Below are 15,987 nucleotides of genomic sequence, written 5' to 3'. Positions count from 1 at the left end.
AGCATATCTGACGGCACCTTAAAGAAACCTTAAAAACCGACAATTTTCCCCAAAATAAAACAGGCCCCCATCTTAAATCGATGAGAACCTATTAGGTCTATCAGACTCGTGCAGTTAAACCGCAGAAACAGGGATGCATATGGTCACTCTCGTACCACATCCTAGCTCGCTTTCCAGCTCCAGCGAAATTCCGTATTCGTATTTCAACCGCTTGTTAATATTCCGCAAACCGACCCCCTGTGGCTCGCCCGCATCGGCCCGTTCAAGCAGCGTTTTCAAGCGTTCAGGGGCTATCCCAATACCATCGTCGGCTACGACAAATCGCCATTTCCCATCCGATTCTTCCACTGTTAATGTCACTGTGCCACCTTCAATGCGATCACCAATGCCATGGCGGATTGCATTTTCGACAAGCGGCTGTAACAGAAGCGGCGGCATACGCAAGCGATAGGCAGCTTCTTCGATATCGTATTCGAAGCGAATACGATCTTTGAATCGGGCTCGCTCAATCTCGACATACGTTCGAATGAGGCTAAATTCTTCTGCAAACCCGATGCGTTCCTCCGAATTGCTGAACCGAAAGCTTCCGCGCAAGTAATCAGCGAGATCGGCGATCATTTTCCTCGCTCGCTCAACATCCTTATAACTTGATGCCACAATACTGTTCAGTACATTATATAAGAAATGAGGCTTGATCTGCGATTGCAAAAACGCTACTTCCATATGGATCGCTCGGCCAAGCGATTCCTTCATCGCGAGCAGGCTGCCGATTCGTGCCTTAAGCTCTTCCACATCGAATGGTTTCGATAAGTAATCGTTCGCCCCCGCTTGAAGTGCTGCCACCTTATCCTGGGGCTGGATTGCCGCCGTCACCATCAGAACGGGCATCTCCAGCAACGAGTATCGTTTGCGTATCTCTTGGCACACCTCATAGCCTGACATGCCCGGCATCATCAAATCGAGAATAACAAGATCAATTCTGCCCGTTTGATCGAGCTGCTCCAGTGCCTCATACCCATTCTTGACCGCAATCACGCGATAGTCGAGGGCTTGAAGCGCATCCAATAAAACTTTCAAGTTCACATACTGATCGTCAACGATCAGCACTGTATGTTTGCCGCTCTGATTCACATGATAAGGCGTTGCGAAAGAATATTCGGCTTCCTTAGGTATGACCTGTGGACTTGAATGGGACATAGACAATGTTGCTTCACTTCGCTCAACGGCGATCGGAAGCGTAAATGTAAAGGTCGAACCGACTCCAGGCGTGGAAGTAGCTGACAGCGTACCCCCTTGCAGTTCAACCAGTTGCTTCGCAATCGGCAGCCCTAATCCAAAGCCCCGATGCTGATCTCCCTCAAGTGATTTGAACGGTTCGAAAATGAAAGGAATCTCCTGGGGCTCGATACCTTTGCCTGTGTCGTGCACCGCGATTTCGAGCCTGCCTCCAAGCTCTCTGCCGGTAATGACAATCCTTCCGTTTGCCGTATGCTTGATTGCATTGTCCAACAAATTCCCGATAACCTGGCTCAGGCGTATTTCGTCAGCCATAGCGGATGGCAGCTGCGCAGGCACATGGTTCACCAGTTGAATATGGTTTTCTGTGCACAGATAGGAATAGAAGCGCACTTGAACCTCCACGATCGAACGAACATCAATCGGCGCTGGAACGATTCTCAGTTCACCCAGCTTCAGCTTGGATAAGTCCAAGATGTCGTAAACGAGCTGTGAAAGCTTTTTCGTAATGTCGGTAATCAATTGAAGCTTTTCCCGTTGGTCGGCTGTCGGCGGATGAACGGCATCGTCCAGCATGGACCGGGAAATATTCATCACGCCGTGAAGCGGTGTTTTGAATTCATGCGAGGTGCGAGCCAGAAAATCATCCTTCACCTTGTCCGCCTGCAGCAATTGCCCGGACAGCTCTTCGATTTTACGGAAAGCGTTCGAGAACCGGAGCGACATCAGCAAAGCAAGCATCAGCAGAACAAGAAAAGGTTCAACCGGCGCAAGCGAATAGATCGGCACGCCAAAGTACACGTTCATATTCTGGTTCAGCACGAGTACATTCAATGCCATTGCCGCCACGGCTAAATACCCGCTACCCGCTACTTTGTGAAGAGCTGTATATATGAATACATACGTTGCATACAGCAATGAGAAAGTCACGTAGAACGAAGTCAACTGACGTAAAGGACCTGTTGTAAGCTGGGAGGCGAAGCCAACATGCAGCACGGCAAGCACCCCACCTGCGACCAAGCCGCCTCGAGTGAGCCATTGAAAGCAGTAAGGCCGGAAAGCGGTATATACATAAAGGAAAAATCCAACACCTACGCCAACTGTCGCGACCATCTGGACCCGGAAATAAAGCCAGAACGGAATCGAGCCGACCGCATCGAATAGTACTCTTTCGCCGCTAACGCTAGTGAATGCAGCAATACATAAGCAAACGAAGCCAAATACCGCAAGTGAAAAATCGTTTCTACGTTGCGAATATAACCCGATAAAATATAAACCCATAATCAGGAATGCCGTTAACGCGACCCAATCATGAGCCGTCGCTCGATCACGAAGCCGGGCAATTTGCTCAGCCTTCCCTAAGAGAAGCGATTCACTGATCCCGCTGCCTACATGAAATTCATAGTTGGCCACCTGAACCAAAATATCATTCCAGCCCGGCTGCAACGTGAAGTAGCTGACATACGGTTTATTAAGCGCTTTGTACTGCTGCTTCTCGGCTGGATTCCCGCTTGATCCAACGATTTGGCCATTGACGATCAGCCGATTGGAAATCAGGATAGCTGCTGTTTTTAAGCCATACACCGCGCTTGCATCGTCGATCTTGACTTGTAATCGATACGTCGCCATACCAATCGTAGCTATCTTTTTCGACCATGTTCCGGGAACTTGAAGGATCTCAGGCTTTAATCCCCCTCCAACAGCAGAAGACTGAGAAGGTTGACTGGTCAACAGTTGATCCGGATAAAGCTCCCACTGCCCATCCAGCCGCACGACTCCGTCGTCCTCAAATTTCCAAGCGGATAAGTCCAAGGCCCCTTTTACCGCTACAGGCATAGGATTTTTGTGCGAAGTGAAGTAGGCCAACAACGACCCATAGGTTGCAATCAACAGAGATAGGGTGATCAGCGCTGCCGCCACTTTTTTTCTCATCGAGCTTGCTCCATCATGTCTTTCGTTTGTTGGAATAGCCGTAATGTCTCTTCCTCCAACCCGGCTCCCAATTGAAAGCGCACCGCTTGTTCCAAATGCATGCAGGCACGATACGCCTCATTTCGATTGCCCATCTCTAGATGCAGTCTGATCAATTCACGTCCGTCAAGCTCGGAGTCAGGGGCAAGCGACAATAGTTTTTGCATGCTGTCCACCGCAAGTGTACGATTACCCTGACTTTGAAAATACCCGCAACATTTACGCAGCGCACGAACATACGTGGCTTTGATCTCCAACTGTCTGGCGTTAGCCCAACTGAAATCGCAAGCTTCCAAATATTCGCCAGTATACATCTGGTTCATTTTATCGTAAGCTTTTTCATCCATCTCCGCTTCGGCCCATATGCTGCTTAGCAACTGCTCAAATTCATTTAGATCAACCGTGAGCCCGTCCAATACAGCGACAAACCCTTGATCCGCTTTACGAATATGAATGGGAATCTGATGTTCTGCCAAGCTTTTCCTTAAGTACGACAGGCATGTATATAAATACGTTTTCGCTTTATTCAAATCGTAGCCCGGCCATAACGCCTCAATGATCGAAGCCGTATTCACAGACTTTCCTGCATAATGGATCAGAAACGCGCAAAGCTCCTTTTCCTTCTTCGTTTTCCATGTTAGCACCTTGTTCTCGTCACCCGGCAATCCAATATGGAAGCCTCCTAGGCAATAAACTGTCGGGATGATGCTTGTGCTCTGGCGCGCCTGAATGACCGACTCGGATAAGGATTGTTGAATGCGCGTAACTGTATGCTGCAATCTGTCTATCGTAAACGGCTTCAGCAGATAGTCCGTCGATTGAATTTCAAACGCTTCAACCGCGTATTCCGCATAGGCCGTTGTGAAAACGATCGGCATGCGCGGGAGCATGCTCCTTATTTTCCTAGCAGCCTCCGTGCCCTTCATTCCCGGCATCTGGTTATCCAGAAACACGGCATCTACCGTGGAATTGCCTAAAGCTTCAATCGCTTGAAGCGGATTCATATACCTTCCGACAACCTTGATATCCCCAATATGTTCGAGCAAAATTTCCAACAAATCCAGCGCATCTTCTTCATCATCAATGAGCATTACACGAATCATCGGTTCTTCTCCTTAAGGCTTATGCTAGTAAAATTTACTATAAATCTGATTGGTATAAAAAGAAAGAGCCAATCCGCTACATCGGCCTGATCATACGCGGCAATAAAGGGAGAAGTCGATCCATCGTAATCGGATCATCAAAATTCCATTTGGCATCTAGGACATGAACATGATCTTGCCCTAGCGATAGCCAATACGGATGATTCATTACACTCTGCGCCTTACGCTTGGAACGTTCATACTCATCCACGAGCAAAAATAAATGATCAGCCCCGTATTCCATAATCATCTCAGGTTCAATAGCGAAAAACGGAATATTCCTAGCAATCAAATCCTTCGCTTTGTCGGAAGGCTCGAAAGCCAATGGATGATAGAGTGTAAACGCTACACCTCTCATTCCCATGGCATAGACAACACCATCATTCACGACGAAAATGGTAGCTTGCTTCCGTTTGTCATTAGGGTGTACTTGCAGCATCTTCCATATCTCTGTGGATCTCTGCTCATGGCTCTCCACCCAATTTCGTGCTTGGTTGGTCCTGCCGAATAAATCAGCTACTTTCAGAAGCCGATCGTACGTATGCTCGAACCGATCAATCGCTACAATTGGAGCTATATTGGACAGCTTGTCGATCCAATCGAGCCGGAAACCACTATACACGATGAGATCGGGATTTAACGCTTTCACCTTACCTGGTTCACCTAAGAGGCCGACATCTGCTATGTTGTTCAATTCCTCGCGATAGACTACTTTCTTGCCGATTACCGTCATATCCGCACCAATCGGCTTGATGCCAAGAGCCAATAAGTCACCAAGTACAGCCCCCACTGCCACAACTCTTGTAAAAGGGCTGACACTGCGATCATTGGTTACCAGTTTGTTACTTTTTGTGCGGACATATTGTTTGGGCGTCATCCCCGTCTCATGCCGAAACTTGCGGGAAAAATAATATTCGTCCTTAAAACCGACTCGGCGAGCTATTTCGCGTAAAGGGTCATCCGTTTGGAGTAGAAGCTCCTTGGCCCTGTTAATGCGAACCTCGGTCAAATATTCAAGCGGTTTTTTGCCAATCAATGACTGAAACAAATCACTGTATTTCCAACGGCCAACCCCTGACATTCGCGATAGCAGCTCAACCGTAATTTCTTCCCGATAGTTGTGATTGAGATAGCTGATCGTTTGTTGGACAGCTGCTGTGTCATCGGTGAAATCGTGCGTTGTTTGGACATTTTCCATAAGTAGTACGAGAAGTTCTTGCAGATGTATCTGCTGCTTATAACGTTCCACATATTCATGACGCATACTTTCGCTGGCTCTATGAGCAATCTGTTCTAACAAATCGACAAGCCGTGACAATGGCATCACATCAATCTTCGTCTCATAGGGCACATAAGGCCCAATATCAATTGACGGTTCCCGCTCCCCCATCCCATAGGCGTGAAAGCGAATCATGTATACAGCACCTGGTACATTTGTTGTGCCACTAATCTCTATCTCCGCCTTGTCACCTGGGGCCAAAAGCATACAAGATCCTTGATCCGCATACAGCGTATGTCCTGCCAAACGAAGATTGCCCCCCATTCGGGCAAAGCAAATAATTCTATGACCCGTTAAATCCGTAGAAACAACCAGCTTGTTGTCCAACAAATCTATGATTTTAACCTCTAATATATCGTATATGTACATGTCAGGGTCCCCTCCTTCTCTGTCCATGCCTGTTAGTGTTTAGTTAGGGATAACTACGCGCTCTATTTTGTCCAAGAAAAAAACAGTTATTTCTCCATTGTTAAGTGTAGCAAAAAAAAATAATATTATCGAGTATGATTATCATTATCAATGAAAAGGGGACTTTATTAGATGACTCGTAAACAATCAACTCGCTTCATACCTATAATAGCTGTGCTATTAGCATTGCTTATCCTTGTAGTAGGTTGCACAAAACCAGAGCCCGCTTCCAATGATAAAACGGCTCCCGCACAGAAACCGAAGGAGATCACCGTTTCCTGGATGAGGGATTTAGGCCCATCGAATCCGCATGCCTACTATCCGAATCAATTATTTTCACAGTCGATGCTGTATGAACCTCTTGTCAGTTATAACGAAGGCGGAGAGCTTAAGCCTTATCTTGCCGAATCGTGGAACATTTCCACAGATGGCAAAGAGTATACGTTCAAACTCCGCAAAAACATTAAGTTTTCGGATGGTTCTTCCTTTAACGCCGCTATCGTGAAAAGAAATTTCGATGCCATCATGAAAAACAAAAGCACGCACAGTTGGCTTGGCATAGCAAAAGTACTAGAAAAAACCGAAATTGTTGACGAGCATACAATTAAATTAACACTCTCTGAGCCGTATTATCCAGCACTACAGGATTTGGCGACAGTTCGGCCTTTCCGCTTCCTAGGTGAAGCTGGTTTCCCAGAAGGCGATGATACCCTTAAAGATCTAAAAGCACCGATCGGTACAGGACCGTGGATGATTACGGAGTACAAACAAGATCAATATACCGTATTCACTAGAAACCCTAATTATTGGGGTGAACAGCCAACGGTTGATAAGGTAACGGTTAAGATCATTCCTGACAGCGAAACGCGTGTCCTTGCTTTTGAAAAAGGCGAACTGGATATGTTATTCGGCGAAGGCGCGATCAGCCTGGATGCCTATAAACAGCTGCAAGGCACAGGCAAATACGGAACAGCTCTCTCCGATCCCGTAGGTACGCGAAATATTCTGTTGAACTCCTCCAACGAGATGCTTGCGGATCAACGGGTCCGTCTTGCGCTCCAACATGGCATTAATAAACAGAGCATCGTGGATGGTATTCTAGGCGGAGTAGAGCAAAAAGCCGATTCTCTTTTATCTAACAACTATCCGTACGTGGACTTGAAAGTGAACCCCATTGATTACAGCACAGCCAAAGCAACGGCTTATCTAGATGAAGCTGGTTGGAAGTTGGCTCCAGGGCAAACCATTCGTGAAAAAGACGGCAAAAAATTAGAGTTGGAACTAGTCTACGATAAAACCGATCCGATTCAAAAAGTATTGGGAGAAGCCGTACAGGCGGCTTGGGGAGAGATTGGCGTTAAGCTAAACATCGCTGGTATGGAATTAACTGCCGCAACGAAGTTGTTGCGAGAAGGGAAATTTGACGTCCGTTTCTGGTTCAATTCCGGTGTTCCCTATGATCCCCATACGCTGATTAATGCTGTGAAAGAACCAAGCTTTGGTGTCGCTGAAGCCCATTCACGCATTCCCATGAAGCAGGAGCTGGACAAGAAAATACAGACGGTGCTTGCCTCCACGAATGAAGTCGAACGCAAGAAGCTTTATACGGAAATTTTGACAACGTTGCATGAGCAGTCCGTCATCGTGCCGATTTCCTACATTAAACAAACTGTTGTTTACAATAAATCCTTATCCAATGTGACCTTCCCTGCAAGCCGTTGGGATCACCCTTTCAATGGCATTAAGTAGTTATATCGGGAAGAGACTGCTCGCTATTATTCCTTTGGTTATTTTCGCTACATTGCTCACATTTATTTTAACTCAGCTTTCGCCGGTAGACCCGGCGGAAGCTTATTTCTCCGCTTCGCATATTCAACCGACGGAGGAACTGCTTGCTGAGAAGAGACACGAACTGGGGCTGGATCAACCGCTTTATGTGCAGTACTGGCAAACATTATCCCAAATTGCCCGACTTGATTTCGGAACATCCTATCTGTCCAATAAACCTGTATGGGACGAGGTGACATTGCGACTGCCGTCCACCTTGCAGCTTGCTTTCAGCAGCATCGTCCTAACGATTATTGTCAGCATAGGACTGGGATATTTGTCAGCTGTTTACGCCAGTAGCTGGGTCGATTATTTCAGCAAAGCTCTCTCCTATGTGGGGGCATCCATTCCGCAGTTCTGGCTCGGTTATTTACTCATCTTTTTCTTCGCTGTCCAATTGGATTGGTTACCCGTTAATGGCATGGGAAGCTGGAAACATCTCGTCCTTCCTTCACTTACCCTGTCACTTGCACTTATCGCTGTATATAGCCGACTATTGCGGGCAAGCATCGTGGAGCAAATGCAAGAGGTTTATGTGGTATATGCGAGAACTCGTGGCATACATGAGAAAGTCATTATGCTGAAACATGTGATGAGAATTGCGATATCCCCTGTCATAACTGGTTTGGGTATGAATTTCGGTAAGCTGCTTACGGGTACGATTATTGTAGAGCAAGTGTTCTCATGGCCTGGGATTGGCAGATACTTCATCGAAGCGATCTTTAATCGAGATATTCCAGTCGTTCAATGCTATGTACTGCTCGCTGCATGCGCGTTCCTTCTTTGTAACCTGCTCGTTGATTTAGTTCACATGTATATGGACCCTCGAATTTCTTTGAAAGGAAGAACCGATTCGTGATTAAACCTAGGAAGACTATTCGCACAGGTAAGAAGACTATCATCACGTGTTCTTGCTTCCTACTGCTTTGTTTCATAATCACGATTCTGGCCCCTTACCTTGCACCACATGATCCGATCAAGGTCAATCTAGCATTGAAGCTGCAGCCTCCTTCATCTGATTATTTATTAGGTACGGATCATCTAGGGCGTGATCTATTATCCCGACTGATGTACGGAGCGCGCATATCTCTAGGCTTAGTTTTCCTTGTGTTTATTTCATCATTGACCATAGGGCTAATCGTTGGGACGGTTGCGGGGTACAAAGGCGGATGGATTGACACGTTCCTCATGCGTTTCTGTGATGGCGTTATGGCTTTTCCGAACCTTGTGCTTGTTCTTGGAATTGTAGCGATGCTGGGTCCCGGTATTATGCAAATCGTGTTTGCTCTACTTCTTGTTCAATGGGTAACCTATGCGCGTATGTTTCGCGGTCTTGTTGTCAGTTTACGAGAACGCCAGTTCATTACGGCTGCCATTATAAACGGGTCCTCACCATGGACCATTATGAGACTTCACATCATTCCCAACGTTCTGCCCCCTATTGTCGTCATCGGGACACTTGAGATCGGTTGGGCGATTATGGATATATCTGCGCTGTCTTTCCTTGGATTAGGCATTCAGCCTCCCGCCCCTGAGTGGGGTGCCATGATTCATGAGGGCAAGAGCTACATTCGGAGCCATCCCGAACTGATGATGTACCCTGGATTTTTCATTTTACTTGTGGTGATTAATTTCAATCTGCTCGGTGAAGCGCTATCGAATAAATTCGGAATTAAAAAAAGATTTTAAACAAGGAATGAGGCTAACATGAACACATCCCGCAGCGTATTGCAGGTCAGTGGGCTGAACGTCAAAGTCACGACGGATCAAGGCCAACTTCAGCTTCTTCACGATATTCATTTCAATTTAGATGAAGGTCAAATTCTCGGTCTCGTAGGCGAGAGCGGCTGCGGCAAAAGCATGACATGCCATGCCATCTTGCAGTTGATGAATCCACATACCCATGTCGAAGGCAGCATTCAATTGGGTGGCCGTGAGCTTAATGGCTTGGATCCGAAGGAAATGCGCCGCATTCGAGGCAAAGAAATAGGCTTTATCATGCAAAATCCGATGAATGCCTTTACGCCAGTCTATTCCATCGGCAATCAATTCATCGAGACCATTCGTACGCATACCAAGCTGAGCAAAAAAGAAGCCAAAGAGCTGGCCGCCGCTTCGCTTTCCAACGTGAATTTGCCCAAGCCCTACGAGATTCTCAAGCTATACCCTTCTCAACTGAGCGGAGGCATGCTGCAACGGGTGATGATTGCGATGTGTATGTGCCTGAAGCCCGCCGTCGTCATCGCCGATGAACCAACGACCGCATTGGATATGGTCAATCAATTGCAGGTGCTACGGGAGCTCGAACGGCTGCGGTCAGAATGTGGCACAACCATTTTACTCATTTCTCATGACTTAAGCGTCATTGCCGAAATGGCAGATGAAGTGATGGTTATGCAGCATGGGCAAATTGTTGAACAAGCCAATGTCTTTCAACTATTCGATCAACCCGAACATGTCTATACCCAAAATTTGCTAAACGCAAGGTTGCAGCTGCAGATCCCTGCTAACAAGCAGACGGTCGCGTATTCTGCGAACTTTTAAAATGAGGTCACACCTATGAGCTTGTTGCACGTACAGGAAGTCAGCCATACCTACGGAAGAAATAGATTATTCGGCTCTACACGCCAACAACCGCCAATCCTTTCCAACATTTCCTTCTCCATCGAAGAAGGCGTTTGTCTAGGTTTATTGGGCAGCAGCGGAGCCGGGAAAAGTACGCTTGGCAAAGTCATTCTTGGGCTCGAGAAGCCACAGCAAGGTAAGATCATCTTGATGGGGCACGATATGTACAGCATGCATGCACACGCTCGCAGAGAGCTTCGTCAAAATCTGCAAGTTGTTCTGCAAGATTGTTATTCCGCCGTGAATCCGCGTATGTGTGCTGAACAGATTATCGGAGAGCCCTTTGGCAACTACAGGTCCCTTTCGCTGCTTGAGCAAAAGCGAGCGATCAGTGAGCTGTTGGAAATGGTCGGACTACAAGCAGCTGACATGGTGAAATACCCCCATCAATTCAGTGGCGGTCAACTGCAAAGAATCAACATTGCAAGGGCAATTGCCTTGAAACCCAAGCTTATCGTGTTAGATGAGCCAATTAGCAGCCTGGATATGGTGAATCAAAGCCAAATATTAGCGCTGTTGCATGACCTGAAGCTAAAATTTGGGCTTTCCTATCTGTTCATCACCCATGACATCAAGGCAGCCTACGCGCTTTCGGATCAGATAGCGGTCATGGATCATGGAGAGCTCGTCGAGCAGTATGAAAACAAGGACGCCATTTTCACGTCATCTCATCCTGCTGTAAAACTCTTGCTACAATCCGTCCTAGCTGAGCATCCTCGCGATCGGAAAATAAAATCCGTTCAAGCAGACTGTCAGTCATTATGAACAAAAGCGGCCCCTTATCTTTACCTTTTATAAAGTTATACGTCATCACTTTTCTATTTTTCAGCGCGAATCCCATCTTAAATATCATTGTTCCCCTACGCGGTAATGCTCAAGGCTTAAGCAATACAGACATCGGCGTCATGATGGGCGCTTATATGATCACGAGCATGCTCTTTCGCCCGTGGGCGGGCAGCATCGTTTATCGCTTCGGACCACTGTCTGTATTACGCGCATTATTGATCATAAATGGTCTTATTCTCATTCTGTATACGATAACTGGGCTGGAATGGTACTTCGCTCTTCGTGCTATGCAGGGTGTAACGACGGCATTCTTCTCCTTAGCGCTGCAACTAGGCATTGTTGATAAGCTGGCCCATCATGATCGGTCTCAGGGGATATCTCTTTATTTGTTAGCAGGCATGCTGCCTACCGTAATCGGTCCTATGCTGGCATTGACCCTGTGGGATTGGGGCGGCATGAACGCATTCACCGCAGCTATGATCGTTATTGCTCTTGCCACAGGTATCCTGGGATTCGCAGCTCCGCTGCCGTCCGGTTCGCAAGCAACTGCGGACAAGCAGGAACAAGCAAGCTCCATGACTTCTCAGTTGCGCCAGTTGTGGACTCATCGTGCATTTCTCGTATGCAGTACAGCCATGCTTATGGCTTCCGTCTCCTTTGGGGCTGTTACAACGTTTATATCACTCTATACAAAACAGAGCGGTGTCGGTCATGCCGGCATTTACTTGATGCTCCAAGCTGGTGTGATGGTTGTATGCAGATTCACCTTACGCAAAAAAGTTCCTTCAGACGGCCAATGGCATCCCCGTTTTCTCATCAGTTTATTACTAAGTATGGCTGTTGGCTTAAAGCTCTTGGCTCTTGCCAAATATGGCGGCGCATCTCTCATGTACGCTGGTTCCATATTGATCGGGTTAGGCATGGCACTGCTCTATCCCCATTTAGTGACTTATTTGACCATTGTTCTACCCATATCCGCCCGCAATACGTTAATCGGTGTCTTCATTGCCGTCTCCGATCTGGGTTCCGTACTTGGCAACATCGTGATGGGGACGATTGCCGATCACTTGTCCTACTCTACGATGTATGGCATATGCGCTGGCTTATTGATGGGTACAGTTGTGATTGTACTTATATGTGGGCGTCGGTTGGGGATGGGTTCTAGATAAATAAACCGAGCGAAAATCAGGAGATATGCCTGAAGATCGTCGGCTTGGTGGCGAACTTTAACTATTGTATCTAGATTTTTATTAGAGGAATCTCGAGCTCGTTATGAACAAAATTCATATCTGAATCTCTTGATATTAGAGTTAATTCATTAATTAGAGCAGTAGCTATAATGATAGCATCTGGAGTCTTTAGCTTTCGCCCTTTGCTTTTTTGATCCCTGCGAATAGTTCCAGCTAGCTTGGCATTCTCGGAAGTTACTTCTACACATCTTTTAGAGGTAAATAACTTTTCTGCCCGCAATTGTTCTTCAGGTTTTAAACCTGCAAACACCTCACACTCAGTAATTGTTGAAAAATATATCGGCATTCTATCTCGTGAAGCTTGTTGAATAAAATCGATTACACTGCTCTCATTAATAAGAATTGCAATTGCAATATTCGTGTCAAGCAAATAACCTCGACTCATGAATCCCATTCCTCACGCGATCTATTCAGTTCCTCGAGCAGCTCTTTGCCTCTTTCAGGTGATAACGTCCCAGCTGCTTCAAGAAGATCATCGATGGAATAATCATCATCTTGAGCTTCAACTGTTTGCTTCTCAAGATCAATGATTACTCGGGAGTTATTGATTTTAAATTTTTGAAGCATCAATTTGATTGCACTCGCTGTCTCAAAATCAATTTTTTTGGGGATCAAGGTTATCCCTCCAATACGGTTTGATATCTCCATTATACCACACGTTTTAAAGTCCCAGACAACCATGTCCGTACTTTTCAGGGGAATTGTACTCTAGCTAATAATTTAGTCACTTATGCCACCGATAAAAAAATCCCTACATCACAATTTACGATGATGTAGGGATACTATTAAATTTGAGATTAGAAATTAAGGAATTGCCCAACACTACTCTCATTAATTAAATATTTAATAATTCGTTTCACGACATAATTGGCAGACTCTTCGATGGAGAATTTGCTTGTATCGATTTCAATATAAGCGTTCCCAGCTGTAGCATTTGTGCTTGAGCTGTCTGCAAGCGATCCGTGTACGTATACTTCAACATATTCTTTGCCAATGATGTCCCGTACGGCTTCTTGGTCGTTTCCGATCGGGGAATCACTCGATACCAATGCAATAAGTCCAGCATCGTTCATCAATTTGGCAACCTCAGCTAATCGTTGCAACGACTCGCCTTGGCCATTCCCCAGTAACATCGTATGGTGGCCTGTCGCTACCAAACGTTTCTCAACTTCCTTCGCAAGCGCCGCATGTTCTGAAACCGAACCAGTGAACCACAGGGTCAACGGATTCTGACCTTTTTGCTGGGCACGAACATCTCTCGTGATTTCCGTATCTAGCTGTACAGATTTATCGGAGTTCTGATGGATTTGCTCAATCACTCCGCAAGCCGATGTCATATTCGTGACACGATCGATCAGAATAAAGCCGCCAATACTTTTATTTTGTTCAAAAGAATCTATAACGATTTTATCAGATAAGGAAAACTCACAGGTGGCCAATTCATTTTTGACGATATGATTGGTTGGAACCGTTTTTCCCGTATTCACTTCAATTTTATGTTTAATGGCCGTTACAGTACCTGGCAGAACTTTCGTTCCGACTTTGACCAGATAGTTCTTACCTGGTGTCAGCACGGAATCATCCATCCAAAGAATCGTAGCGGAGAACCTTTCCGCCTCTTGCATCTGACTATCCTTCGTGAATATACAGCCCCGCGAAACGTCGACTTCCCGATCCAATTGAATGGTTACAGGCTGTCCAGTATAGGCATAATCACGATCTTGGTCTGTCACGAGGATTCGTTTAACTTTCGCCTTCTCATGACTAGGCAACGTTATCAGCTCATCGCCAACCGCAATACGCCCAGCCTCAATTTGGCCTTGGAAACCGCGGAATGTATGATCCGGACGGCATACACGCTGAATCGGCATCATAAATGGCTTCGTATTATCGATCTGATGAACGTCCACATTCCCCAAATACGGCAGCAAAGCAAGCCCTTCATACCAAGGGGTATTTGGCGATTTTTTCGTAATGTTATCCCCTTCTGTAGCAGAAACAGGGATCACTTGAATGCTTTGGAAGTGAAACTCAGCTGTCAATTGCAAGAATTCTTGTTTGATCGCATCAAATATTTTAGGATCAAAACCTACTAAATCCATTTTGTTCACGGCTAAAACAAGATGTTTAATCCCCATAAGTGCGCAAATCCGAGTGTGGCGCTTCGTTTGGGTAATGACCCCTTTCTTAGCATCCACAAGAATGATAGCCAGATCCGCAAAAGATGCGCCAACGGCCATGTTACGGGTATATTCTTCGTGCCCAGGCGTATCCGCTACGATGAACGAACGGTCGTCTGTCGTAAAATACCGATACGCCACATCAATCGTAATCCCTTGCTCACGCTCGGCTAGCAGCCCGTCAAGCAGTAGGGAATAGTCAATTTTGCCGCCGCGGCTGCCAAGTCTGCTGTCCAGCTCTAACGCTCTTTCTTGGTCGGCGAATAAAAGCTTAGCCTCATAAAGCATATGTCCAATTAAGGTGGATTTTCCGTCGTCCACACTTCCGCAAGTAATAAATTTAAGAAGACTCTTCATTTTAGAAATAACCCTCCCGTTTACGTCTTTCCATACTTCCCGCCGCTTCTTGGTCAATGACCCGCGTTGTCCGTTCGGATGACACAGCACCCAGGGTTTCTTCAATAATGGCATCTATCGTGTCCGCTTCCGACTCGGCTCCGCCAGTAAGAGGATAGCAGCCTAACGTACGGAACCGCATCTTCTTCATTTCAATTTTCTCATGAGGCTCGAGCTTCAAGCGATCATCGTCCACCATGATGAGATGTCCGTCGCGTTCGAGTACAGGTCTTTCTTTGGCAAAATAGAGCGGCACAATATCAATATTTTCTCTGCGAATGTATTGCCAGATGTCTTTTTCCGTCCAGTTGGAAATTGGGAAGACGCGGATGCTTTCACCTTTATTAATTCTAGTGTTAAAAAGCTTCCACATTTCCGGCCGCTGATTCTTCGGATCCCAGGCATGGTTCTTATTCCGGAACGAGAAAATCCGCTCCTTCGCACGCGACTTCTCCTCATCACGTCTTCCGCCGCCGAATGCAGCTGTAAATCCGTATTTATCCAATCCCTCTTTCAGGGCTTGGGTTTTCATAATGTCCGTATACGCGGAACCATGATCGAACGGGTTGATCCCTTGATCAATCCCTTCCTGATTGGAGTGAACAATCATGTTGATTCCGAATTCTTTGGCTTTGCGGTCGCGGAATTCAATCATTTCTTTGAACTTCCACGTCGTATCAATATGCATGAAGGAAAATGGCGGCTTCTCCGGATAAAATGCTTTCAGCGCCAAATGCAGCATTACGGAACTATCCTTACCGATCGAATATAGCATCACGGGATTTTCACATTCCGCCGCTACTTCTCGAATAATATAAATCGCTTCAGCCTCGAGTTGATCCAGATGCGTCATTTCATCTATAGAATCAAGCATCAGTTTTTCCATG

The 15,987-nt window shown here is 46.3% G+C and carries 13 protein-coding genes; 6 read left to right on the top strand and 7 right to left on the bottom strand.

Annotated features, from left to right (window positions below; translation table 11 throughout):
• Positions 1-114 precede the first annotated feature (114 nt).
• From A8709_RS02460 to A8709_RS02450, 3 genes are all read right to left on the bottom strand, one after another.
• Complete coding sequence (locus tag A8709_RS02460; protein WP_065850611.1) at positions 115-3,168, bottom strand: ATP-binding protein; 3,054 nt, start codon at positions 3,166-3,168, stop codon at positions 115-117.
• On the bottom strand, positions 3,165-4,310 hold the full coding sequence (locus A8709_RS02455) for a response regulator (RefSeq protein WP_065850610.1): 1,146 nt from the start codon (positions 4,308-4,310) through the stop codon (positions 3,165-3,167). The genes A8709_RS02460 and A8709_RS02455 overlap by 4 nt, the downstream gene beginning before the upstream one ends.
• Positions 4,311-4,386: 76 nt before the next feature.
• Positions 4,387-5,997, bottom strand: coding sequence for an AraC family transcriptional regulator (locus A8709_RS02450; protein WP_065850609.1), 1,611 nt, complete (start codon positions 5,995-5,997; stop codon positions 4,387-4,389).
• A 171-nt stretch (positions 5,998-6,168) separates the two neighbouring features.
• Between A8709_RS02450 and nikA the strand changes: the two genes are divergently transcribed.
• Genes nikA through cntE form a run of 6 tightly spaced genes read left to right on the top strand, consistent with a single transcriptional unit; the run spans position 6,169 to position 12,443 of the window.
• On the top strand, positions 6,169-7,785 hold the full coding sequence (gene nikA, locus A8709_RS02445) for a nickel ABC transporter substrate-binding protein (protein ID WP_065850608.1): 1,617 nt from the start codon (positions 6,169-6,171) through the stop codon (positions 7,783-7,785).
• Complete coding sequence (gene nikB / locus A8709_RS02440) at positions 7,772-8,722, top strand: nickel ABC transporter permease subunit NikB (RefSeq protein ID WP_065850607.1); 951 nt, start codon at positions 7,772-7,774, stop codon at positions 8,720-8,722. The genes nikA and nikB overlap by 14 nt, the downstream gene beginning before the upstream one ends.
• Positions 8,719-9,552, top strand: a complete 834-nt coding sequence (gene nikC, locus A8709_RS02435; protein WP_065850606.1) for a nickel ABC transporter permease subunit NikC — start codon at positions 8,719-8,721, stop codon at positions 9,550-9,552. Before nikB ends, nikC begins: the two co-directional genes overlap by 4 nt.
• 18 nt (positions 9,553-9,570) lie before the next feature.
• Positions 9,571-10,407 carry an ABC transporter ATP-binding protein gene (locus A8709_RS02430; RefSeq protein ID WP_065850605.1) on the top strand — a complete coding sequence of 279 codons (837 nt, stop codon included), beginning with the start codon at positions 9,571-9,573 and terminating at the stop codon, positions 10,405-10,407.
• A gap of 15 nt (positions 10,408-10,422) precedes the next feature.
• Positions 10,423-11,253 (top strand): nickel import ATP-binding protein NikE, encoded by an 831-nt coding sequence (gene nikE / locus A8709_RS02425; protein WP_065850604.1) that lies wholly within the window; start codon positions 10,423-10,425, stop codon positions 11,251-11,253.
• Complete coding sequence (gene cntE, locus A8709_RS02420) at positions 11,250-12,443, top strand: staphylopine family metallophore export MFS transporter CntE (protein ID WP_065850603.1); 1,194 nt, start codon at positions 11,250-11,252, stop codon at positions 12,441-12,443. Before nikE ends, cntE begins: the two co-directional genes overlap by 4 nt.
• Positions 12,444-12,513: 70 nt before the next feature.
• Here cntE and A8709_RS02415 read toward each other — a convergent pair whose 3' ends face one another.
• From A8709_RS02415 to cysD, 4 genes are all read right to left on the bottom strand, one after another.
• On the bottom strand, positions 12,514-12,909 hold the full coding sequence (locus A8709_RS02415) for a type II toxin-antitoxin system VapC family toxin (protein WP_065850602.1): 396 nt from the start codon (positions 12,907-12,909) through the stop codon (positions 12,514-12,516).
• The gene (locus tag A8709_RS02410; protein ID WP_065850601.1) at positions 12,906-13,139 is read right to left on the bottom strand and encodes a hypothetical protein; all 234 of its coding nucleotides are present in this window, start codon (positions 13,137-13,139) and stop codon (positions 12,906-12,908) included. Before A8709_RS02410 ends, A8709_RS02415 begins: the two co-directional genes overlap by 4 nt.
• Before the next feature lie 182 nt (positions 13,140-13,321).
• Complete coding sequence (locus A8709_RS02405; protein WP_084224611.1) at positions 13,322-15,061, bottom strand: GTP-binding protein; 1,740 nt, start codon at positions 15,059-15,061, stop codon at positions 13,322-13,324.
• Position 15,062: 1 nt separating this feature from the next.
• The gene (gene cysD / locus A8709_RS02400) at positions 15,063-15,986 is read right to left on the bottom strand and encodes a sulfate adenylyltransferase subunit CysD (RefSeq protein ID WP_084224610.1); all 924 of its coding nucleotides are present in this window, start codon (positions 15,984-15,986) and stop codon (positions 15,063-15,065) included.
• Between the last annotated feature and the right edge of the window lies 1 nt (position 15,987).

The organism is Paenibacillus pectinilyticus (assembly GCF_001700435.1).
Lineage (GTDB): Bacteria > Bacillota > Bacilli > Paenibacillales > NBRC-103111 > Paenibacillus_E > Paenibacillus_E pectinilyticus.
This window is presented reverse-complemented; position numbering and strand designations above follow the sequence as displayed.

Coding starts and splice junctions, on each gene's coding strand:
- A8709_RS02460 (WP_065850611.1), bottom strand. CDS start 3,168: ATGAGAAAAAAAGTGGCGGCAGCGCTGATCACCCTATCTCTGTTGATT.
- A8709_RS02455 (WP_065850610.1), bottom strand. CDS start 4,310: ATGATTCGTGTAATGCTCATTGATGATGAAGAAGATGCGCTGGATTTG.
- A8709_RS02450 (WP_065850609.1), bottom strand. CDS start 5,997: ATGTACATATACGATATATTAGAGGTTAAAATCATAGATTTGTTGGAC.
- nikA (WP_065850608.1), top strand. CDS start 6,169: ATGACTCGTAAACAATCAACTCGCTTCATACCTATAATAGCTGTGCTA.
- nikB (WP_065850607.1), top strand. CDS start 7,772: ATGGCATTAAGTAGTTATATCGGGAAGAGACTGCTCGCTATTATTCCT.
- A8709_RS02430 (WP_065850605.1), top strand. CDS start 9,571: ATGAACACATCCCGCAGCGTATTGCAGGTCAGTGGGCTGAACGTCAAA.
- nikE (WP_065850604.1), top strand. CDS start 10,423: ATGAGCTTGTTGCACGTACAGGAAGTCAGCCATACCTACGGAAGAAAT.
- cntE (WP_065850603.1), top strand. CDS start 11,250: ATGAACAAAAGCGGCCCCTTATCTTTACCTTTTATAAAGTTATACGTC.
- A8709_RS02415 (WP_065850602.1), bottom strand. CDS start 12,909: ATGAGTCGAGGTTATTTGCTTGACACGAATATTGCAATTGCAATTCTT.
- A8709_RS02405 (WP_084224611.1), bottom strand. CDS start 15,061: ATGAAGAGTCTTCTTAAATTTATTACTTGCGGAAGTGTGGACGACGGA.
- cysD (WP_084224610.1), bottom strand. CDS start 15,986: ATGGAAAAACTGATGCTTGATTCTATAGATGAAATGACGCATCTGGAT.